At 46.7% G+C, this 23249-nt stretch carries 18 protein-coding genes; 1 reads left to right on the top strand and 17 read right to left on the bottom strand.

The window, feature by feature from the left end; translation table 11 throughout:
- From Q0238_RS01220 to Q0238_RS01300, 17 genes are all read right to left on the bottom strand, one after another.
- On the bottom strand, positions 1 to 104 hold a 104-nt coding region (locus tag Q0238_RS01220), incomplete at its 3' end, for an HAD hydrolase-like protein (protein ID WP_297942113.1).
- Between the two features lie 66 nt (positions 105 to 170).
- Positions 171 to 1193, bottom strand: coding sequence for an OmpA family protein (locus tag Q0238_RS01225; RefSeq protein WP_297942075.1), 1023 nt, complete (start codon positions 1191 to 1193; stop codon positions 171 to 173).
- A gap of 99 nt (positions 1194 to 1292) precedes the next feature.
- Complete coding sequence (gene rpsI / locus Q0238_RS01230; protein WP_005869670.1) at positions 1293 to 1682, bottom strand: 30S ribosomal protein S9; 390 nt, start codon at positions 1680 to 1682, stop codon at positions 1293 to 1295.
- Positions 1683 to 1684: 2 nt separating this feature from the next.
- A complete protein-coding gene (gene rplM / locus Q0238_RS01235; protein ID WP_297942078.1) occupies positions 1685 to 2110 on the bottom strand; it encodes a 50S ribosomal protein L13 in 426 nt (141 codons plus the stop codon).
- A 115-nt stretch (positions 2111 to 2225) separates the two neighbouring features.
- A complete protein-coding gene (locus Q0238_RS01240) occupies positions 2226 to 5144 on the bottom strand; it encodes a RecB-like helicase (RefSeq protein ID WP_297942081.1) in 2919 nt (972 codons plus the stop codon).
- Positions 5131 to 7989, bottom strand: a complete 2859-nt coding sequence (locus Q0238_RS01245) for a PD-(D/E)XK nuclease family protein (RefSeq protein ID WP_297942084.1) — start codon at positions 7987 to 7989, stop codon at positions 5131 to 5133. The genes Q0238_RS01240 and Q0238_RS01245 overlap by 14 nt, the downstream gene beginning before the upstream one ends.
- A gap of 276 nt (positions 7990 to 8265) precedes the next feature.
- Positions 8266 to 8991 carry a response regulator transcription factor gene (locus tag Q0238_RS01250; RefSeq protein ID WP_297942086.1) on the bottom strand — a complete coding sequence of 242 codons (726 nt, stop codon included), beginning with the start codon at positions 8989 to 8991 and terminating at the stop codon, positions 8266 to 8268.
- Between the two features lie 867 nt (positions 8992 to 9858).
- Entirely contained in the window at positions 9859 to 10977 is a 1119-nt protein-coding gene (gene carA, locus Q0238_RS01255) for a glutamine-hydrolyzing carbamoyl-phosphate synthase small subunit (RefSeq protein WP_297942088.1), read from the bottom strand.
- Positions 10977 to 11528, bottom strand: coding sequence for a DUF507 family protein (locus Q0238_RS01260; RefSeq protein ID WP_297942091.1), 552 nt, complete (start codon positions 11526 to 11528; stop codon positions 10977 to 10979). Before Q0238_RS01260 ends, carA begins: the two co-directional genes overlap by 1 nt.
- Before the next feature lie 74 nt (positions 11529 to 11602).
- Positions 11603 to 12853 (bottom strand): adenylosuccinate synthase, encoded by a 1251-nt coding sequence (locus tag Q0238_RS01265; protein WP_297942093.1) that lies wholly within the window; start codon positions 12851 to 12853, stop codon positions 11603 to 11605.
- Positions 12850 to 13713: an ATP phosphoribosyltransferase regulatory subunit gene (locus tag Q0238_RS01270; protein WP_297942095.1), complete on the bottom strand. Its 864-nt coding sequence runs from the start codon at positions 13711 to 13713 to the stop codon at positions 12850 to 12852. The genes Q0238_RS01265 and Q0238_RS01270 overlap by 4 nt, the downstream gene beginning before the upstream one ends.
- Complete coding sequence (locus tag Q0238_RS01275) at positions 13710 to 17777, bottom strand: diguanylate cyclase (protein WP_297942097.1); 4068 nt, start codon at positions 17775 to 17777, stop codon at positions 13710 to 13712. The genes Q0238_RS01270 and Q0238_RS01275 overlap by 4 nt, the downstream gene beginning before the upstream one ends.
- Before the next feature lie 51 nt (positions 17778 to 17828).
- Positions 17829 to 18518, bottom strand: coding sequence for a molybdate ABC transporter permease subunit (gene modB, locus Q0238_RS01280; RefSeq protein WP_297942100.1), 690 nt, complete (start codon positions 18516 to 18518; stop codon positions 17829 to 17831).
- 848 nt (positions 18519 to 19366) lie between these two features.
- Positions 19367 to 20215, bottom strand: a complete 849-nt coding sequence (locus Q0238_RS01285) for an ATP-binding cassette domain-containing protein (protein WP_297942103.1) — start codon at positions 20213 to 20215, stop codon at positions 19367 to 19369.
- Positions 20202 to 20594, bottom strand: a complete 393-nt coding sequence (locus Q0238_RS01290; RefSeq protein WP_297942105.1) for a hypothetical protein — start codon at positions 20592 to 20594, stop codon at positions 20202 to 20204. Before Q0238_RS01290 ends, Q0238_RS01285 begins: the two co-directional genes overlap by 14 nt.
- Entirely contained in the window at positions 20594 to 21361 is a 768-nt protein-coding gene (gene modA / locus Q0238_RS01295; protein WP_297942107.1) for a molybdate ABC transporter substrate-binding protein, read from the bottom strand. The genes Q0238_RS01290 and modA overlap by 1 nt, the downstream gene beginning before the upstream one ends.
- Positions 21362 to 21462: 101 nt before the next feature.
- On the bottom strand, positions 21463 to 22251 hold the full coding sequence (locus Q0238_RS01300; protein ID WP_297942109.1) for a TOBE domain-containing protein: 789 nt from the start codon (positions 22249 to 22251) through the stop codon (positions 21463 to 21465).
- Positions 22252 to 22435: 184 nt separating this feature from the next.
- Here Q0238_RS01300 and Q0238_RS01305 point away from each other — a divergent pair, with 184 nt between their 5' ends.
- Positions 22436 to 23155: a VacJ family lipoprotein gene (locus tag Q0238_RS01305; protein WP_297942111.1), complete on the top strand. Its 720-nt coding sequence runs from the start codon at positions 22436 to 22438 to the stop codon at positions 23153 to 23155.
- Positions 23156 to 23249 lie beyond the last annotated feature (94 nt).

Below are 23249 nucleotides of genomic sequence, written 5' to 3' on the forward strand. Positions count from 1 at the left end.
CCCAAATGCGCAAACGCGTAGTGAAAGCCGTCCAGTATCGCGGGCGTGGAGTCTATGAGCGTACCATCGAGATCAAAAAGCAGAGTGGTTTGGAATTTTGGCATTTTAAAATTTAATTTGGATATAAAAAAAGCGGAGCCGAAGCTCCGCTTATGTGGATCTAGAAAAGATTATTTTCTAAATTTAGCATCAACGCGTCTATTTTGAGCGCGGCCTGCTTTAGTAGCGTTTGTAGCGATAGGCTTAGTCTCACCGTATCCTACAGTGGTGATTCTGCTAGAATCTACGCCGAAGCTCTTAAGCGCACCTCCAACTGCAGCAGCTCTGCGCTCGGAAAGCTTTTGATTATATGCATTCGAACCGGTGCTATCGGTGTGACCCTCTAGAATTACTTTGTAATCAGGGTGAGCCACTAGCACGTCGCTTACGTTTTTGATCTGGTTCATAAACTCAGGGGAAATTTTTGAGCTATCTGTAGCGAAATTTACGCCCAAATTTAATCTAATAACCTTCTCGCAGCCATATTCATCAACAACTACGCCAGCAGGTGTGCCTGGGCATCTATCGATATTATCGCATACGCCGTCGTTATCTGCGTCTTTGCAGCCTGTAGGAGCCGGAGCGGCAGCTGGAGCTGCATCAGCATATCTCTTGCCAAAATCAACGGCAAAGCCTAGAGTATAGAATAATACGTGGTTGCCGTCGTCAAATCTGATAGCATCGCGTGCTTCAAGTTTTGTAGCGAAATTGTCGGTAATGTAGTACTTTAGACCCAAGCCGTATTGACCGAAGCCGCTATCTTGATCGCCATCGTTGTAAACGTCTTTGGTGTAATCCATATAGCCAAGACCTAGTAAGCCGTATAGTTTGAAATTATCGGTAAAATTTACCAAGTCTTTTACAGCATTGATGTGATAATATTTAGCGTCAGGCTTATCGTTGCCTACTCTGTGAGCTAAATCCTCTACGCCAATATTGCGAGAGTAATCAAAACCAACCTCTACTTGATCGATAAACGAATCTTGTAGATTTTTGGCAAGACGTAGACCGAACATAAAATTCGAATCCAAATCCATATTGCCCTCATGAGTCATTCCACCAATAGTAGGGGTGATCTCCCAGTGATAATCAGCATCGCTAGCGAACAATGCGCCGGATGCACACAAGCTTAATGCAAGTAGAACTTTCTTCATTAAACATCCTTTCAAATAAAGTTGTAATTCGATATTACCATAAAATTTTTAAAGAATTTACAAATTTGCGACAATTTCGCCACAAATTTGTAAAAAACATTATCTCTTAGAGAACTGCGGGCTTCTGCGCGCTTTGCGGCGACCGAATTTCTTTCGCTCAACCACGCGGCTATCGCGAGTTAACAGACCTTTTGGCTTAAGAGCCGCTCTAAAATCTTTATCCATCGCGGCAAGCGCCTTTGAAATTCCGTGCTTTAGCGCATCCGCTTGAGCCGAATATCCGCCGCCCAAAGTCTGCGCGGTGATATCCATCGAGGTCTCTTGTTTAGTCGCTAAAAGCGGCTGAACGACCCTTAGTTTGATCGCTTCGTGACCGCCTAGCCAGGTGTTTAGATCCATACCGTTTACTACGATCTTGCCGCTTCCAGGTTTTACCCAAACCTTAGCTACGGCAGTTTTTCTCTTTCCGGTTGCATAAATTGTCGCCATGATTATTTTCCTTTTTTAGTTGTTTGCGCAGTATGAGGATGCTCACCGCCTTCATATACGAATAGCTTTTTGATCATCGCCTTGCCAAGCTTCGTCTTAGGAAGCATGCCGCGAACCGCAAGTCTGTAGAGCTTTGCGGGATTGTTTTTAAGCAGGTCTTGAAATTTTACGCTCTTTACGCTTCCGAAATAGCCCGAGTAGCTGTGATAAAGTTTGTCGTCGCCTTTGTTATTGCCGGTAAATACGGCTTTTGAAGCGTTGATGATAACGACGTAGTCTCCGCAATCCACGTTTGGAGTGTAGCTTGGTTTGTGTTTGCCGCGTAGCAATACCGCAACTTCGGTAAGCATCCTACCGAATCTTTTGTCGGTCGCGTCGATAACGACCCAGTCGCGCTTAACTTCGCTAGGCTTTATAATTTCTGTCATGGTTTCCGCCTTATTAAAATTTGAGCTGTGATTATATAGAAATATCCTTACGTATAGCTTAATTTAAGCTATCTTTAATCTATCTGCGCTCAAATTTTATCTAAGCTTTAAAATTTTATCCCTCCTCATTCACTTCGATCAGCTTAGCGCCCGCGGTTTCCAGCACCAGCACGAAGGCGCGCACCCGCGCATGCGGATAAAATTCGCGGATCACGCTTTTATATCGCGTCACTTGAGCTTTGTTTTGCGCGAGGTATTTTTCGGAGCTTTTGTAATCAAAAAGCAAAATTTCATCCTGCCCAAAGCACGCCAGATCCACGCGCAAAAGCTCACCCTCCGCGCTTTTGATCGGCATCTCTTTATAAGCTTGAGCGCCCTTTATTAGAGCTAAAAATTCCTCGTTTTTGCTTAGGCCGAGCGCCCGCGCCGCGATATTTTCAAAATCCGCATCATTTAAAAATTTAGTGTAGCGACCTCTTGCCAAGCCTACTCCTCGTAAAATTTCATCCGGCCCGAAGCCTTCGCTCATCTCCAGAGCATAGTGCAGCGCCTCGCCGAAATATATCGCGCTTAGCGCCTCCGTTTCGCCGCCGCTAGCTTTTTCTTGCGCGCCTTGAGGCTCGCCCGCTACTAGCGCGATCTTTTTGCGCGGCGGTTTCTCTTCTGATTTTACGGAGCTTGGGATTACGTAGCCGTATTGAAAATCCGGGATATCCAGCCACTCCACTACGCCCGCGCCCTTGGTCTTTTTGGCGTAAGGCGAAAAAAAGCTATAATTGTATTGATCTATTTTTGCCTCGGAGCGTTTTACGATGATGAGTGAGCGTTCGGCGCGTGTAAATGCCACATAGAGCTTGTTTATATCCTCTTCATGCGCAGAGCGATCGTTTTCATTCATTAGCGCTGCAAATTCCGCATCCAAGCTCTTTCTGCTCGCGAATTTATAAAAAATCCTCCACTTATGCGTGGCAAAATCATAGTCCGTCGCGAGCTTTGAGCTCTCGCCCCGGTCTTTTCCTCCGATGCGGTCGCAAACGATTACGTGCGGGAACTGAAGCCCCTTAGACTTATGCACGGTCATAATTTTAATGCCGCTTTGTTCCTTGGCAAATACCTCCGTTTCGTCGTTTGCAAACAGATACTCGCTAAAACTATTAAATTTTGCCAGCGTCTCAAAAAACAGCAGCAGATCCGGATCGACAAAATTTAATTTCAGCGCGCTAGCGATAAATTCTGCCGTTTTTTGCGCGTTTTTATGCAGATCGACCGCTATCTTTTTAAGCCGCCTACCCAAAATCGCTTCGGCGTTTCGCAGATAAATTTCATCGCCACCTACGCAAAATTTCGCGTATTGAATTACGGCATTTACCTGCTCGCTGCAACGCAGAGCCTTATTTGAGCCGCTACACACCTCGCAAAATTCCGATAGCATCTCTTTTAGCGCGCTTACATGCTCGTTTTTCCAGCATAAAATCGCAATATCATCAGCCCTTACGCCGCGCTCCTCAACAAGCCTGCGCGCTTGCTCCGCAGCCCCCTTTAGCACGTCGTCGTATGAAAATGCCGCTACGTAGCCGTAATCGTCGCTTTGTACCTCAAATAGCGGCATTCGCGGATGAGAAAGCGGATAGTCCTTGATTTTTTGCAGCACTGAAGCAGGCAGGTCGCTATCTAGCTTATTTGCCGCGATTTGATCTTCATAAGACGCAAATTTATCGCGCAAGATCTCATTTACAAATTTTACGATAAGTTTTAAACTGCGATAATTGCGCGGCAGGCTCTGCGTTTTGATTTGGCTAAACTGCTCGCGCAAAATATCAAAAATTTTTCTCTCTGCACCGCGAAATTTATAGATGCTCTGTTTTTTATCGCCTACGTAAAAAAAGCTGCCACAGCGCTCTTCCGCCCCTTTGCCAGCAAGTGCCTCAGAGATTAGCGGCAGCATGATTTCATACTGGCAAATGTCGGTATCTTGGAATTCGTCTATTAAAATATGCGTGATTTTAGAATCGAGCCTGAAATACAAAAGCTCGCGGTTGCCCTGCAACGCCTCTGCGCTCGGATTTAGCAGCGAGTGCACGGCTGCGGTGACATCGCCAAATGTAAGCTTGCCGCTTTTACGCTGCACCGATTTAAGCGCTTCAGCATAAATTTTAATTAGTCCTGCTAGCTTAGCCGCATATGTCGCATCCATCCACGCTATTTCGCGAGATATGGCGTCTTTTAGCCTTACTAGCTCGCCGTCAAGATGCGAAATTTTTTTAAGCTGCGAGCGCGAATAATCGAAACTGCCGTTGGCAAGAGCCGAAAGAATGAAGCCCGAAGATAATTTTGACAGATCACTAACAGGGCTTAGCCCATTTACGGCTCCAGCGCTTACGCCCGCATCTCTCGCCGCTTTTTGCAAGCAGGATAAAATTTCATTTATCTCTGCTAGCGCGGAGCTTGCGGGAAGTGTGGGCGGATTTATGCTTATATCGCCTCTCCAAATGCTTTGTAAGCTATTTAAAAACTCGCCCTTTGTCATTCCTGAGTCGCTTACATAATCCACGACCTCTCTTAATAGCGCTTCGTTTTTACAAATCGCGCCTAAAAACGCCGCCTGCTGCACGCCTAGTATGCTTTCGTCGTTTTCAAAGCCTGGATCGATGCCGCTATTTAGCGCAAACGAGCGCAGAGCCTTTGCAAAAAACGCATCGAAAGTAAAGACGTTTAGGCTCTCGCTTAAAAATTTAGGCAGTAGGCGCTGCTGCGCTGCCATAACCTCATCCGCGCTTAGCCCTAAATCAGCACAAATCTGCTCCAGCTCGGGGCTTGGCACAAGGGCGCCGTCGCGCACGACAAGCAAATTTTGAAATTTCTCTACGATACGCGTTTTCATCTCAGCAGCAGCTTTTTTGGTAAAGGTAAGAGCTAAAATTTCATTGATCGGCTCGCCTTTTAGCACCAGCTCGATGAACCTTACTGCGAGATTGAAGGTCTTGCCGCTGCCTGCGCTCGCTTCAAGCGCCAGATAATTTTCAAATTTTGCCATCAATCTGCCCCTTGCAAATGATTTTATAATCGCAGTATTCGCAGCTTTGCACCGCTTCCGTGCGCGTAAAAGCGACCTCGCTTGCAAATTCCTTGCCGATAGAGTTTAGCGTCTCACGCAGATTTTCTAAGCTAGGCGTTTTATCGCCAGGAGCCGCAAACGCGCAATCTTTTAGCGACAGATAGGCGCATTCGCATTCCTGGGCTAAAAGCGCGCGATAAAACGTAAGCTGGAATTTTTCCATATGTTTTTTAGCTGAACCACGTTTGTAATCGATGATAAACTTCCGCCCTGCCTTATCTTCATCGATGCGGTCGATCCGCCCGTTCAGCCGCACCCCGTCAAGCTCGCCTTTTAGCGATACTTCACTACCGCTAAAGCTCCAAATTTGCTCATGCTCTTCTAAAAGCCTAGCTAGCTTTTCTACCGATTTTAGCTCAAGCTCCGCATCAAAGCGCGCAATCCCTGCTTCTCGCGCAAGCTGCGAATAAATAGGGCGAAATTTTTCCATGCTAAATTTCATCCCCGCTCGCTCATATAAACGCTGAAAACTCGTATGTAAAATTTTGCCCAAAAGCGCATTGTCCTCACCGAATTTTAGCCCCTCCCTCAGCCCGAAAACGTAGCGGTAATAATACTTCCTCTTGCATTCTAAAAACGTATCCAGCCGCGAAAACGATAGCTCCTTGGCAAAAAAATCATGGCGAGCCACAGGATCTTCTTGTCCGCATAAGGCGGGCTTAAATTCCTCTCGCTCAAAAAGCCGCAAATAATCTTCCTGCGAAAATTCCGCGTCTTGTTGCACTTCAAAGCTTTTCAAAAACCGCGAAGGCAACTTCTCGACGTTCTGCAGATAGCAAATCGCGCTTTTTTTAGCGCCTCTTAGCAAGCCGTCGTAGTAAAATCTTTGTAAATTTTCGCGGTCTGCATGGCTGATGAGCCCTGCTCCAGCGCGCAAAGCAGAGTTTAAAAACATCTCTCCGCTACTGCGCTTAGGCACCAGATCATCGTTAAAATCGGGGATTATCACGCCGTCAAATTGTAGCCCACGGCTCTCTAAAAGCCCCATTACCGTGACCTTTCCGCCACGAACATCATCAAGCTTGATACGCGAAATTTCTAACAAAAAAAGATCGATCAGATTGCCCAAACTTAGGTTTTCGTCCTTAAATTTTCGAAGCAAAATTTTAATTAGATATAGCGGCTCTTTTAGCTTTTCTTGCAGCAGCGCATCGCTAATTTTAGGTAAACAGGCGAGCTTGGCAATTAGTGCCTCAAAATGCTCGGAGCTTACTTGCTTTGCAAAATCGCGCGCAAACTCGCCAAAAAGCGCCTCATCCACGCCCACACTCGCAAAAAACAGATCAAGCTCCTGTGGGTTTGGGCGCTGCGGATACTCATCTGCGTCCTCGCGCATTTTAGAGCGCCTAAAACGATCGCGCTGCTCAGGGCTTTTTGAATACCCATCTTCTTCCTCAAGCTCTACATGCTCCCGCTGCATAGAGTATTTTGGGCTCTCTTGCTGCTTTAAAAGCTCTTGCCGTTTTGCAAGAGCCGAATAATCGCGCTGCTGCGCACACTCCAAAGGCTCTTGCAACTCTGCAAACTCTACCGAAAGGCTTTGCTCTTCCGCGCTATCCGCGCTATCCGCGCATTCTGCCGAAATTTCGCGCAGAATTTCAAAATTTTCCGTATTTTCAAACGCCCCCACAGATATAAAATTTAAATCCGCTTTAGAATTTGAAAAAATTTCGCAATCAAACGCGGAATTTTGCTGTACCGCGGAATCCTCCGTATCTAAAGATCCTCCATCCGGACTTTTGAATGCGCGGTAATCTACGCCAAATTTCGGCGTGCGCGCTTCTTTTAAGCACTGCGAAATTTTCTCTAGCGTTACGTAAAATAGGCTATCTTTAAGCTTCTCTCCCATCGCAAAATTTAGCAGCCTGTGCAAACCGCGAGCCCTTGCGATGCGCTCGTCGTAAAGCCGCAGTGTGCCGGCAAAGCTCTCGTCGGGCAAAATTACCGCGATGCGCTCCGGCGCGATGCCCGCGCGCACGAAGGATGAAATTTTTTCAAAAACGTAGCTAGCCTGCAAGCTTCGCAACTCAAAGCCTCTACACACAACCGCTCCGCCCACGCTTAGCAGCTCTCGGCTTAAAATTTCACCCGTACTAAGATTTACGCGGTATGCAAAACCTGGCTCTAGACTTATGCCGCAAAGCTCCTCCACCGCGCGCACGGGCTTGGAATTTAAAGTCGTGGCTCTAAAGCTCAGTACGACCTCGCTAAGCTTCGCAGCGCGCTTAAAAACCTCGAACTCAAATGCGCTGGGATTGCCGTCGATGTTGATTTCTATCCGCTCAAATCCGCGCAGATAGGATTCGTTTAGTTCATAAAGCGCGGGCAGCGTGATCTCGTCGTAAAATCCATGCTCACGCAAAATCCTTGCATACGCCCCCGCTAGCTCTCGCAGAATTTCAAAATGCTCGGCATACCACGCATAGGTGTCGCTAAGATCGAGCGCATCGATACTTACGCGCTCCGTCGCAAGCTCCTTGAAAAAGCCGAAAAGATACTCGCGGTTACGCATAAACTCGTAAAGCTCGTTAGGGAATTTAAGCCTCTCGCCTGCGCGCTTGCTCTCGCTCACCGCCTGCTTCATAAAAAGCGCGCGATCTATCTCGCCGCAAGCGACAAGATCCGGCACAAAAAGCGCCTTTTCGTAGAATTCCGCCAACGTAATCCTTGGCGCCAGCACGCCGCCGCTCTCGCTTTGCAGCGCCGCGCGTAGCGCACGCGAGCTGGTGTAGACAAAGAGATTTTTAGAGGGCAAATTTTTCAAAACAAATCCTTTAGAGCGATTCGCAAAACGCGGAATTTCGCGATATTTTAGCAAGAAATTTTTAGTTTGGGCTTTTAAGCAAAGAAGTTTTTGAAAAGCTTGAGAGGCTAAATTTTATCAAGTCAAATTTAGCAAATTGGACGAGCGTAAAATTTTAATCTGCGGCGCTTTGAGCGCGGAATTCTATCTCGCTCCGCATTAATCGCGGCATATTTCGACGCAAAATTTTACGAATAAAATTCCTTAAATTACAAAGCGGCAAAAACGCGATCAAATTTAAGCTGGCTCAAGCTCGATCTTGTATCCCAGGCTCGGGACGTTTTTTATGATTTCGTCTCCCACTTTATCGCGGATACGCTTGACGAAGGTGCGAAGCGCCGTATCGCTTACGGCTCCTTCGGTCCAAACATAACGCTTGATCTCCTCGTAAAGCACCAGCTCGCCCACGCGACTGGCTAGCAGCGAAACAAAAGAAAGCTCCTTTTTAGTAAGCACGATCTGCTCGCCATCCTTCAGCAAAATACGACGAAGCCCGTCAAATACGTAGCCTGCGCCCATATTTACGACTCGCACAGAGTCCAGCTTAGACTTCATCAGCGCACTTATCTCTAGCACAAATGCGGCGATATCTACCGGCTTAAAGTAATACCGCTCGACGCCAATCTCCATAACGCCTTTTAGCTGCTCCTCCCTACTGAAGCCGCTAAGCACCACGATGGGGGCATGCGGAAAGATCTGCTTGATCTGACGTATCATCGCTAGCCCATCCTCGATCGGCATTAGAATGTCGGTAATGACGAGATTAGGGCTAAATTTTTTGAATTTTTTTACACCTTCAAGCCCGTTTTGGGCATTGTAAACGTTGTTAAAAATACCCTCAAACGCCTTATGCAGCGAGGCTAGTAATTTAGTATCATCCTCGACTAGCAAGACGTCCAGCTCTTTTAAAGCGCAGCTCATAGCAGACCCCTCAAGGCGAAATTTCAAACGAAATTCTTTCAAATTTTCTCTTTTATTGAGCTTAAAATAATGTTAAGTTAAAAATTTAATTTCATAAAGTAACACAACTCTTATTTTAGGTGCAAATATGGGCGGGATTAAAAAAGAAGCATGGATAAAAACCACACCATAGGAATGGACAAAATTTAAAGTGATGCGAGCTAAATCTTATCGGTGCGAAAGAGATTTAATAACGGCTGAAAGTAAAATTTCAAAGCTGGCTCAGGTAAAATTTCACCACGCGGCGGAGCGGAATTTTATTTTAGGCAAATGGCTTTTAGAGGGAAATGAAACGGCGCTGATAAGGTTTGAAGGGCAGGTATAGTTTATCAAAAACTAGGGCATAACTGGCAAAATTGCGTCAATAAGACTTTAACGGGCGGGCGACGTTAGATAAAATTTTACGGGCGGCAAAGCGTTTATTGGCATAACTTTGACGGCAACAAGACGACTTCTCAAATTAAACGGCTTAAGACTGCACGAAATGTACCGCAGGATCTATTTTAAAAGAGCTAAGTGCGCCAAGTCCAATTTTTAAATTTAAAACGCATGAAATTTAGCTGCGAGCTTAGAAGTTATACGGACACGAAATCACACAAATAAAAAGCATGCGGCGCGATAGCCGGTTTAAATTTAAAACCGCGACTAGCGCAGATCGCTTCATCCAAAAACCGCTTAATTCAAAATCGCCGCGACAATCCTAAGTCCGCAAAAGTGCGCTTTGCGTACCGCTCCAGCATGCAATTATCCAGGCTGCGACGGACTTTAAATTTACAATGCAAAGACTGCATTAAAATTTAAAGCTTGCCGTAAATTCAAAATTTTACCGCGCAGTCGCGGTAAAATTTAGTGCAGGCAAAATTTCAAAAATCATAAAATTTCAAGAAATTCTTTAAAGATATATTTGCTCTCGGTAGGCCCTGCGCTGGCTTCCGGGTGGTGCTGCACCGAAAATACGGGATACTCCTTGTAGCGCACCCCCTCGATCGTGCCGTCGAAAAGATTGCGGTGCGTGATCTCGCAGATCTGCGCGATGGTTTCGGGGACGTTGTAGTTGTGATTTTGCGCGGTGATCTCGATCGATTTGGTGCGCAGGTTTTGCACGGGGTGGTTTGCGCCGTGCTGGCCGAATTTCAGCTTGTAAGTCTCATATCCCATCGCATTGCTTAGCAGCTGATGACCCAGGCAAATTCCAAAAATCGGCACGCGCGCTTCGACCATCTTTTTGATCTGCGCGATCTCCTCTTTAAGCATGCGCGGCTCGCCCGGGCCGTTTGATAAAAACACGCCGTCGATCTGCCTCTCTTTAAATTTGGCAATCAGGCTCTCCGCTTTAACGTCGTGCGGGAAAACCTCGACGCCGAGCCCCAGATCGCAAAGCTCGTTGAGAATGTTTCGCTTGACGCCGTAATCGATCACGGCTATCTTTTTGCCGCAGCTTGCGGGCTGAGCGTAGCTTCCGCGTTCGGCGTTCCAGCGACCCGATGTGTGCTTGTACGGCGCCTTCGTGCTTACGATGCTTACGTAGTTGATCTCCTCTATGCGCGCAGACTCGCTAAGCGCCTTTTTAAGAGCCGCCTTATCGCTGATCTCGGTAGAGACGAAGGCGCGCAGACTGCCCTGATCGCGCAGCATCTTGGTTAAAAATCTAGTGTCGATGTCGTAAACGCCGAATTTTCCGTTTTGCAGAAAATAACCCTCCAAGCTCATCTGCGAGCGAAAATTTGAAGGCTCGTTGTTAAAATTTCTTACGAAAATTCCGCTGGCGTGGATTTTAGAGCTTTCTTTGTCGTTTTCGTTGATCCCTACGATGCCGATTTCAGGCATAGTGAAAATAATAAACTGCCCCGCGTAGCTGGGATCCGAGATGATCTCCTCGTAGCCGGTGGCGGAGGTGTTAAACACGAGCTCGCCGAATGCGCTGCCGCCTTTGCCGAACGCCTTAGCTTGCAGGTAGATGCCGTTTTCTATGTAGATATACGCGTTCATTACAGCATACCCCGTTTTCTTAGCTCCTCTTCGTAGAGCTTTTCAAACACAAGCTCGTATTCTTCGGTACCCGGGATCAGTTTTTGCTTGTAGCCATCGATCTTTTCATAGACCGCATCCTCAATCTTTTGATAATTTTTAAGATATTCGTCGATCGCGTTATAAATTATCGTCTTTAGCCTGTTTTCCGAGACTTTGTAATCGATCAAATTTTTCTTCCAAACGGTTTCTAAAATTTTATGCGATATGGTGCCGTAGCGATCCTCAAAATTTAGCTCGAAATTCTCGTCGTTTGCGATGTGACGCTTGATGAGCCAAAACATATCTTTTTTATTCACGCTCATCTCATCTAGCTCGCTTATGCGCTCATCTATCAGCTCGTTTGCGCGCTCGTCTATCGCTCTTTCTTTTTGCAGATCGGCCCTTATGATCTCGTCGGCTTCCTTGGCGACGGGCTCTATGCCCGCGCTCAGCGTAACGTAGCCGGAGTTTAGCAGATCTAGCGCTATTTTATGCGCGATATATGGCACGTGTGGTAGTCGTATTCGCATGATCGTTCCTTTAAATTCAGTTCTATGAGCGGTCGCGCCGCCCGCAACGGGTGAAATTTTAAAATTTCACCCGTTTATAAAATTATCGTGTCGCTTCTTTCGGGACTGGTAGAGATAAAGCCCACCTTCGCGCCGCTTAGCTCCTCTATTTTGCGGATATAATTTTGCGCGTTTTGCGGCAGATCCTCAAATTTTGAAATTCCCTTGACGCTGTCCCAGCCAGGCATCTGCTCATAAACCGGCTCGGCCGCTTCCAAATCGATCGGGAAATAATCGATCTCCTCGCCTTTATAGCGATATGCGCGGCAAATTTTAATGCTCTCAAAGCCGTCTAATACATCAAGCTTCATCAGCGCGAGCTTGTCGATGCCGCTAAGGCGCACGGCGTATTTCGTAGCCACTCCGTCGAACCAACCGCAGCGGCGCGCCCTGCCCGTCGTGGTGCCGTACTCTTTGCCGATCTCGCGCATCGCCTCGCCCTGCGGGCCCTTATCCTCGGTAGGAAACGCGCCGTTGCCCACGCGGGTGGTGTAGGCTTTTAAAATTCCCATCACCGTGCCGATATCTTTCGGCGCAAGCCCGAGCCCGCTGCAAGCCCCGCCCGCGATAGTCGTCGAGCTCGTGACGTAAGGATAAGTGCCGTGATCGATATCAAGCAGGCTTCCTTGCGCCCCCTCTACGAGCACGCGCTTGTCGTAATCAAGCGCCTTCCACAGCATGTGCGTGGTATCGGCGATGTATGGCTCGAGCGCGCTTTTATATCGCTTTAGCTCGTCATAAATTTCAAGCTTGCTAGGAATTTTAACCCCCGCTTTTTCAAAAACGCTCTCATGCGAAGCAAAATCGCGCGATAGCGCCTCGGCGAGCCTTTCGGGCTCCAAAAGCTCCGCTACGCGGTGTCCCGTGCGCGCGATCTTATCGGCATACGCAGGCCCTATGCCCTTGCCGGTGGTGCCGATCGCGAGCTCGCCCTTACTCTTTTCGCGCGCCTGATCGATCAGCGAGTGGTACTGTAAATTTAAAAACGCTTTCTCGCTTATGAAAAATCTGCCCTTTAAATTTTCAAACTGCGCCATCTCGGTAATCAGCACGTCGGGGTTGATAACGACGCCGTTTCCGATGATGTTGATGATATTTTTATGAAGCACGCCGCTAGGCACCAGATGCAGCGCAAATTTCTCGCCGTTTATGACGATGGTGTGGCCTGCGTTGTGCCCGCCGCTGCTGCGACATACGAAATCGTAATTCGCGCTTATCATATCTACGATCTTACCCTTGCCCTCATCGCCCCACTGGGCGCCGATGACTACGTCAACTTTGCTCATTTTTCATCCTTTTGCATGATTTTTTCTATCAAAGCATCCACTAGCAGCGCAAAGCCGCTGGATTTTAGCCCGTCTATCTCGTAATTTCCGCCGTTGCAATACACTGCGCCCGCATCCAAAAATCTAAAAAATAGCGCGTCGTAATAGCGCATTTTAGAGTAATACAGCAGCGAAACGCGGATATGCTCATAATCCACGCCTAGGTTTAAAATTTCATCTAAGCAGGGCTTTAGCTCTTCAGGCACCTGCGCGCGCAGAGCTTGCACATCCTTTAGCGACGTGACGCGGGCCGTAGCGTCCAGCCAGGGCAAATTTTGCTCAAGCAGCGTCTCAATCTTACCCTTTTCAAAAATTTCAAGCGGCAGGTTTAAAATTTCGCAAATTTTTTTCGGAATTTCGATATTGCTTAGCTGAAGCGCGGGCATAAGATCAAATTCTTTAAAAAATTCCTGCGCGATTTTGATCGCAAGCGGCAGATTTTTCTCTCCGATCAGCTCCGCGCCGATCTGATAAAACTCGTCGCTTGGGTATTTGAAAGTAGGCTGCACATAAAATAGCCTCCTTAGCTTATCGTCTTTCAGCCGCTTGCGCACGATACGCACGACGTCCACGGTGCTATCTGCGCGAAGCGCGAGCTCGTGGTTCGTGGGATCGGAGAGCTTGAGAAGCTTTTGCGGCGCGACGCTTAGGTGCTGATGATATGAAAAATATGGCGTTAAAATTTCGCTAAAGCCGTTTTTAACGAGGATTTCGCTCGCTTTATTTTCCAGCTCGCGCTTGAGCTGCGCGCTCTTTCCGAAATACAGCCTCGAGCCGTTAGGTATCTCGTGATCGAAATCGGCGCTAACGCTATCTATCATGCTGCCTCCAAATCGCTTATGAACTGATTTAGCCGCGTTTTAAAGCTCTGAATGAAGCTTGCCAAAGCGCGATAATCAAGCGAAAGAATATCTAAAATTTGCTTACGTATTTCTGTAGTTAGCGCAAATTTTTCGCTGCCCGCACTTTGAGTTTTATTTAAAATTTCGCCGAATTTTGCTCTAAAGCCTTCGAACTCCCCGGGGCTCAGATCGCCCGCATCGGCGCGCGAAACGAAGCTTAAAGCAAGTTCTTTGTAATCAAGCGCGTTTAAAAAGCTGATAAACTCATCTTTATCGATGGCTGCGAGCTTGGGCGTATCTTTAAAGCGTGCGATGAAAGCGTCTATCTCTTTGCGATCCAGCGCTTTTGCGATAAAATTTCCCTGCAGATAGTTAAATTTCAAATTGTTTAAGAGCCGCAGCGACAGCGCGTTTTCAACCCCTTGAGCACCGAGAGCAAATCCAAACTCCCGCTTTAGCTTGCCCGTGATCTCCACCATCGTTCGGATAGCATTTTTTTTCTTGCCTATGTCAAGGCAGAGCTCGCGGTCGATTTTAACGATATCAAAAGGCTGGGCATTCAAGAACGGGATATTGCTTTTATTTGCACTATTAAGGGCAAATTTAACCCCAAGATCTGCATAACGCCCACGCGCAGGGGCGAATTCCTTAAAATTTTGCTCGCTAAAATCGGTTATCTCAAACATCAACTCGCCTTTTGCATTAGCCCTGTCTCGCAAGCTGTGAGCTACGAAATCGTAAAATTCGTCGTTTGTAAGCACGGCTAGACTTACGTTTATCGAGCAGTTTGCGCCCGTTTGAGCATTAAATTCCATCATCTTTGAAAACGCAAATTTTGAGATCGGCAACTCAAATCGCGGCTCGCTTAATATCTGCGCAAAATCCTGCGGGGCAAGAATTCCGTGCTTTCCGCGATCCCAGCGTAAAAGCAGCTCATATCCGTAAATCTGCGCGCCGCTAATGATCGGCTGATAGAGCACGAAAAACTCCCCCTCTTCGATCGCTGCAGCAATCCCTTCCTCGCTAGGTTCGTCTGCTTCGGCGCGCTCAAAGATGCAGTAACGGTTTTTGCCGCTCGTTTTAGCGCGATACATCGCCCTATCCGCGCGCGATAAAAGTCCTGAAAAATCGATCTTTTCGCTGCCGTCGTAAAACGCTGCGCCAACGCTGATGCTTGCGCTGATCTCATTGCCTTTGAGGTTAAATTTCATCTTTGAAATTCCAAGCAGACGGTCTAATAGCACATGCGCGGCGTCCTTGCTTTGCAGATCGCCGATAATGGCGCCAAACTCATCGCCGCCTAAGCGCGCCAAGATATCGCCTTTACGCAGTAGCCCGCTCATCGCTTTTGAGATCGCTTGTAAAAACATATCGCCGACCTCGTGCCCGTAGGTGTCATTGATCGCCTTAAAGCCGTCAAAATCGATGAAAAGCACTGCCATAAGCTTGGAATTTTCGCCCGAGCTTGCCGTAAATCTCTGCGCAGCCTTCATAAAATACACTCTATTTGGAAGCCCGGTAAGCGCGTCGTGATGGGCGATCTTGGCTAGCTCGCTCTCTTTTTGCTTGATCTGCGAAATTTCGGTAAACATCAGAATGAAATTTGAAGTAAGCGAAAAATCATCCTTTATCGCAATTGCCGTAAATAGCGCAGGAAAGGTGCCGCCGCCTCTTTTTAGTCCGTAAATTTCATCTTTGTAAGAGGTCTGTTTGCCGACGAGATTTTTTCTAATCCTCTCCATCACGTCTGCTCCGCCCTCCGTAGGAGCGAAGAAATTTGGAATTTTGCCGATGGTTTGGCTTTCGCTATAGCCGGTGATTTCATAAAAGGCGTTATTAGCGCGCAGCACGCGACCGCTCTCATCTGTGATTAAGATCGCCTCTAGCGAGCGCGAAAAGACGTTGGCGTTTAAATTTAGCTCCAGCTCCGTCTGCTTGCGCGAGCTAATATCTTCGAGCGTAGTTTTTACAAGGCGAGAGCGAGAGCCGTGCTTTTCGGTGACGTAGCCTTGCATACTGATCCAAGTATAGGCATTAGCGGCGTTTCGCAGACGGAATTCGCAGCTAAAATCATTTCTAAGCCCGGCGGTGCATTCGCGAATCATTTTATTGAAATTCTCTAAATCCGCGAAGTAAATTTCATAACTAAACTCCCCAAAGCTCATCGCAGTATTTAGCCTTTTGCCGCGATATTTTAAAATTTTAAAGTAATTTTTATCAAACGACAGCGTCTGCGCATCAAGATCGATTAAGCAGGTGCAAAAATTCCTAGTCTCGATTACCGTGCGGTAAAAGTCCAAATCCTCCTGCAAGCCGCGGATCGCCTTAACATCGTCATCGATATTTTGAAAATAAAACGCAGCCCTGGCGGCGGACTTTTTGACATAGATGCTCACTTCGTAGCTATAGCGGATATTATCATTATGGCGAATTTTATAGCTTTGAGAAAAGCTTAGCTCTTCTGCGGGCATATCGGCTAAGCGGTTTAAAATTTCATTTTTAGCCTCATTCGCGTCCTTTTCATCCAGCAAATCCCATAGCCTTATCTCGCCACTTAAAAACTGCGCCGCTTCGTAGCCCCAAAGCTCTTTTATATTTTTGCTAGCATCTACGATCTTGCCCGAAGTGTAGTCAAACACGAGCGTAACGATAGGCGCGTGATTTAAATACTCATATTTTTGCTTAGTTTCATCGTAAAATCTGCGATATTTTGACGCATCCAGCACCACAAAAAGAGTTGAAATTTTACTTCCGTCGCGGATATAAGATTTTTTAACATAGAGGTCTTTGACGCCATTTTTGGTCTCTTGGCGGGTTACGACATAGTTTTCTTTGACATAGTTTGCACGCTGGGTCTGATAGGCGTGATCGTAAAACGAGCCTGCTTGCAGCGCGAAGATATTCCGCCCCACGACGTCATCGCCATAAAGCTCGCGCGCGCCGTTGCTAGCGCTTTCGATCGTGCCTGCTACATTATCGATGCTAAGCACTGAAAGAGAGCTGTATTTTAGCGCATCTTTAAAGCTGAGGCTAAAATCGCCGTGGCGCAGATTAGACTTCAAAACCTCGTCTATGGATTTAGAAATTTCTAAGACGGAGCTTAGCGGATTTAGCGCTTCTATATCGCGGATTTTGGAGTGATAATCTCCTTGACGCAGAGCATTTTGAACTGCCGCTAGCGGGATAAAAACGCGCTTTTTTAAAAACGTAAAATTTGAAATTAAAAGGATTAAATAAGCTAAAATCGCTGCTGCCAGCGCTACGACGATAAAATCGTCCACGCCTAAAAAATAGCCGGCTCGTTCGCGAGCCATTACGAAATTATCTCCAAATTTCGCAAGATAGGCAAAGCTTAGTCCAGATTCGTCTTCGAAGCTTACCACTTCGCCTAGGCGCGAAAAATCAAAATCCTGCCCCAATAGATCGGTTACGCTGCCAGGAGCGTTAAAAAATTTGCCTTCGGCATTAAAGACCAAAATATCTCCCAGCGAAGAGAGCCTGGCAATCGGCCTAGCGGTGTTGGCAAAGCCTAGCAGATATGAATCAGCGTTTACGCGCTTGATCAAAAAATACCGCCACGCCCCGTCCATCATCATATAGCGCGATACCCATTCATCCTTTTTTAGCTCGCTTGCGATATCCGCAAGCCGTATCTCGCCAAGATCCGAAATACGCGCATCCGATGAAAAATGTGCTAAGCTCTCCTGTTCCGCGCCGCGGGCGCGTAGATAAAAAATAGCGTCAAATCTATGAGAAGATTTTACGACATTACGGATCAAATCCGCATAAAGCTTGCTTTGCATAGCTTCGTGCCTTGCGCCCAAAGAAAGGATAGTTTCTTTTAGAATTTCAAGCTCGTCAAAAAGCGACTCGTCGGTATTTTTAAGTAAAGTAATCGCCGTGCGCGTCCGCAAATCAAGCTGCGTAGCGATCCTAGTGCGCAAAAAGCTAATCTCGCAAACTACTACAAGCGTAAGCAGCGCAGCGCCTAGAATCAAGGCGGCGTTAAATCTTTCGGTAACGAAGTCTTTTTTATTTTTCATGCCAAATTCCAAATTTTGCGGGATTTTAGCAAATTTCGTTTTAAAGCCGATTTAAGCTTGTATTTTCGCGCCCTTTGCGCCCAAAAAATGCATAATCAAAAGTACCGCAAAGCTAAAGAGTAGCATCAGCGCCGAATATGCGTGAGCCCGCGCAAAATCGAGCGTCTCAGTCGCTTCATAAATCGCAATGGAGGCAACCTTGGTCTGCTCGCTCACGCTGCCGCCGATCATCAGCACGACGCCGAACTCGCCCATCGTATGCGCAAAGCAGATCACTAGCGCGCTAAGCAGGGAGTGGCGTATCGCAGGCAACGCGACGCGAAACAGCTTGGAAAAATAGCCCTTGCCAAGCGAGTCGCACGCCCAAAAAAGCGAGCGCGGAAGCGAGCGAAAGCCCGAAACCAGCGGCGAAAACATAAACGGCAGCGAGTAGATACAGCTCGCGATCACGAGCCCGCTGAAATTAAATACGAGCCGAAGCCCGAAGTGTTTGTCAAAAAACTCCCCTAGCACCGAATACGGCGATAGAAAAACGAGTAGATAAAAGCCTAGCACCGAGGGCGGCAGCACCAGCGGAAGCGAGATGATCGATTCGATCACGCTTTTGCCGCGGAAATTTTTTCTCGCCATAAAAAACGCAAGCGGCACGCAGATGATAAACAACGCAAATGTCGTTAAGCTCGCAAGCTTTAATGAGACGAGAAACGGCGTGTAATCGAGCCCCTTTAGAATTTCAAACATTTATCCTCCGAGCCGAGCCGCTGGGCCCAAACTATAAAATCTTAAAAGCCTAGCCCTACTTTAAAATTTAGAGGCAAAGCTAGATAGAATTTGCGCAAACCTCATAGTCATAAGGCTTTGCAAAATGAAATTTTGAAAAATTCTGCGCAGACCTAGCTGCCCAAGAGCTTTAGCGAAATGAAATTTTAAAAATTTCGCGCAAGCTAAAGCGAGCGGAATTTATAAAAGTGCTTGGCTAATAAATTCCTTCAAGCGTACAAATCCTGCTGAACCTTTAAGCTCTCTACCAAGCTGGCAAATTTTTAAGACCACGAATTTGCTGAGCTAAATTCCAAAAAGCTTCACTAGGCTTTAAAACTTAAGCGGACAGGATTTATCTGAGCGCAAATTTCACGCAAGATATAGCCAAACGGCATTCTCTGAACAACTTAGTGGAATTACATTGAGCCTGACAAAACAAAATTTTAAAATTTCGCATAAACCCAAAAGACCCGGTTAATGAAATCCTGCCGCAGCTCTTATTAAGCGAGTTTAACACGCAAGCTTCAAGCCGTTAGAGCTTTTAAAATTTCAAAGCCACAAAATCCAGGTAAAATTCTAAATCTGAAAATTTTAAGTTTGCGCTAAGCTTCACATTAAATTTTTTACCAAAATCGCATGATAGAATTCGCGCAACTCCTGCCAAAAAAGTAAGCTAAAAGCCGCTAAATTTAAAAATAAACCCACCGCGCCAATCAATAAATTCAAAGAAGGAATTTAACGGCGCCTGTCTGCGCAAAATCTAAAATTTAAAGCTTAATTTCCCCACGCTATCTAGGCTCGCATTGCAATTTTGCTCTAGCCTGCGTTTAAATTTTACGCAGAGTGATATTAAAGGCTTTGGCGCCTGTTTTGACCTCGTCGCCTACTTGCAAGCCCTCGGCTTCTGCACCACTTAGCACCACTTCGCACAGCTGGCTGCCGATCGCTACGACAGCCACTTTGACCCCGTCGCGTGCTTGCAAATCGACAATCTTGCCCGCGAAAGAAAACTTCTGTGAGCCGCTAGTTTTAAGGAAAATTTCCTCCGGCGTACCGGTGCGGACGATCCTGCCGTCCTTCATCTCATAAACTCGCTTGCAAAGTCTATAAATCTCGCTTACGTCGTGGCTTACCAAAATCACGGTCTGATGAAACTGCTCGTGGATTTTTAGCAGATATTCTTGGATTTTTTCACGCATCGTAAAATCAAGCGCCGAAAGCGGCTCGTCAAGTAGCAAAATTTCAGGCTCTTGCATCAGTGCGCGAGCAAGTGCTACGCGCTGCTTCTGTCCGCCGCTAAGACCCTCTACGCCAGATTTTGCAAACTCGCTAAGCTCTAAAATTTCAAGCAACATTGCAGCTTTTTGCGGATCGTTTCTGGCAAAAAGTAGATTGCCTGTCACGCTCATATTCTCAAAAAGTGCGTAGTCTTGAAATAAAAAGCCGATCCTGCGCTTGCCCGCACTTAAGAATTCATTGCCTTCTTGTAGCACGCGATCGCCGTCTTTTATGCTACCGCTATCTGCGCGCAAAAATCCCGCTAAAATGCGCAGCAATGTAGTCTTACCGCTGCCGCTGCGCCCATATAGGCATACAAACGAGCCTTTGTTAATCTCTAAGCGAGCATCAATCGAGAAATCATCACTGATTTTTTTCTTACAATCAATCGTTACCATATTTTTCTATATATATCGCAGTGGCGCTAATGTATGCGAAAACCTCGTCGCCCTCGCGTAAAGCAAGCTCCTGCGCAGAATGCGCGCTAATGAGCACATCAAAGCTTATCTTGCCTTCAAACCTGAGCGTGCATAGAATTTCGCCCAAGCTTAGGCTTGTAATCTTGCCGTAAATTTCATTTTCGCTAGATGCACCACTTAGAGCCTCGCGAGATAAAAGCACATCAGTGCTTTTAAAGCCCACGTAAACTTCGCTACTCACCTTAAGCTCGCTACTTAGCTGCAGAAATACGCCACGTAGCTTGATGCCGCCCGCGATAAATCCTACAGAATGGATGCCGTCTTTTTGTAAAATTTCGTTGATTCTCGCTCTAATCATTAAAACTCGTATCCGTATTTAGCAAAGATCGCCCTGCCCTTATCGCTTAGGATAAAATCATAAAACGCCTTGGCTTCGGCATTGTCTTTGGCGCGGTTTAGCACGACCATGCCTTGAGCTATCGGCTCGTAGAGCTTGGTGTCAACCAAGACGAAATTTTCGCCCTGCTTGCAAGGCTTGCCGTTGCAGCCGTCCTTTGCCATCTTAGGCGCATACATCGCGCTAGCTGCGATAAAACCAACGTCGGACGCTTTAAGCGCTTGCGAAAGAGCCTCGCCGATCGATTTTGCTTCTACGATTTTGCCTTTGATCTCATCGTAAACCCCTGCTTTTTGGAAGGCCTGTACGCTTGCGGTGCCGTAAGGAGCGGTCTTTGGATTTGCTATCGAAATCGTTTTGACGCTAGGGTCTTTTAAAGCTTCAAGCCCCTTGCTAAGATCTACGCCGCGCACGCTAAACATCGCCACTTTGCCTTTGGCGTAAGTTTTGGCAGGCGCCGTCGCAAAGCCCTCTTTATGCAGATCGTCTGCAAATTTCATATCCGCCGCCATAAAAATATCAAACGGCGCGCCGTTTTTGATCTGCGTACTAAGCGCTCCGCTCGCACCCAAGCTCACGTTTAGCGTGGTTTGCGGATGCAGCTTGGCAAATTCCGCCTTGATCTCGTCAAACGCATACGTCGTGTTCGCAGCGGCTGCGATGCTGACCTCGCCTGCGCTAAGCGCGCTTGCCGTTAAAATTCCTAAAAGCACTGCTTTCAACTTCATTTTATGCCTTTCGTTTCGGCTCTCGCCAGAATTGAATTGTATCTAAAATTTTAAATTTGCGCCTTAAATTTTAAAATTTTGTGCACCCAATTTTCACCCTATTACGCGCCAATAATGATCTCGCTAGGCTCGATGATCGCCGTTACTTCATCCCCTACTCCTAGACCCATCGCGGTGGCAGATTCTCGCGTGATGATCGCGGTGATGTTTTGGTGTGAGCTTGTGCCTAGACAGATCTCTGCGTTTACCGCGCCGATTTTGACCTCGCTAATCGTGCCTTTGATTTGATTCGTCGTGCTAAGTTTTAGCTTCTCCGAGGCTCCTTTAGCGATGATGACGCTTGGAGCTTTGAATAAAAACAGCACGTCCTTGCCAGCCTTCAGCCCTAAATTTTTTTCGCTCTCTACGGTTACCGTCGCGCATAAAATTTCGCCGCCTGCGAGCTTAGCCGTGATTTGAGAATTTACAGCGCCTGTTTGAACATCCGTAATCTCAACACTTAGCTGATTGCGCGCAGAAAGCTTCATACCGATCTTCTCTAAGCTTAAAAGGCTCTCTTCTGTAATCTCGTCAAGCTTTAAAATTTCACTCAAAAATGTCTCACCCGCGTGGCTGATAGCATCATAAGCGCGAATCAGCTTGTGAGCGTATGGAGTGAGCTCCGAGCCGCTATTTTTCTTAGTGCCTTGAGTGCGAACGATGAGCGGCTTTTTGCTCGCGTTGTTGATTAAATTTAACGCATCCCAGCCGTTTTTATACGATACTCCTACGATCTCTGCGGCCTTTGTAATACTTTTAGTCTCATCTACGGCCTTAAGCAGCTTAATGTGCTTGGCTAGAAGTGATGTTTCCTTACCAAGTAGGAATTCCAAAGCAAATTTTGCGTCCATTTTCATCCTTTCTTATTTACTTTCACGTGATTTTATAATATATCCTCTGATATATTTCTTAAAGAGCCGCAGGCTTTATTCTACGATATAAAGAGGGAAATTCTATACGAAATTTTTACCCTTATTGACAAAATTTCTTTAAATTTGTAAAATCGCCACTTTGATTTATAAAGAAGGGTCGCATTTGAAATTTATAAAAATTCTATTCTTAGCCGCGGCATTGGCACTTTGCGGTTGCTCGCAAAAGCAAGACGTAGCACCTAGCGATACGGATGGTTTTGATGAGGAGTTCGCCAAGCGCGAGGTTTTCGATCCGCTTAGCGGCTATAACCGCGTTATGACGAGCTTTAACGACGTATTTTACTCATACATATTAACCCCCGTAGCCAGCGGCTACGATTACGTAATGCCCGATCCGATCCAGGGCGCGTTTTCAAATTTTTTCTATAATATTTTATATCCGATGAGGCTCGTAAACAACCTATTGCAGGGTAAATTTGAAAATTCTTGGGACGAGACGAAGCGATTTTTGATCAATTCGACCGTCGGCTTCGGCGGGCTTAACGATATGGCGGGCAAATACTACGGGATTCCGCGCCACGACGAGGATTTCGGGCAGACACTCGGGTATTGGGGCGTGCCGGCGGGTCCGCACATCGTCTGGCCGATTTTGGGACAGAGCAATCTACGCGATACTTTCGGAATGGTAGGAGATTATTTTTCAAACCCGATAAATTATATTAAAGATGGCACTGTTCGAAACTCCGTCAACGGATTTAGAATATTTAACGACTACTCGCGCGATCCGAAATTTTATGAAAAAATGACCAAAGATGCGGTGGATCTATATCCATTTTTACGCGATGCTTATGAGCAAAATCGCGAGAAATTAATAAAGGAATAAAAATGAAAATTTTAAAAGTTCTAGCGCTTTGCGGAGCGCTTTTGATTTCGGCGCACGCTATTAGCGATGCGGATATCGAGCCGGTGATGAGCCA

Source organism: uncultured Campylobacter sp. (genome assembly GCF_938045775.1).
Classification (GTDB): Bacteria; Campylobacterota; Campylobacteria; order Campylobacterales; family Campylobacteraceae; genus Campylobacter_B.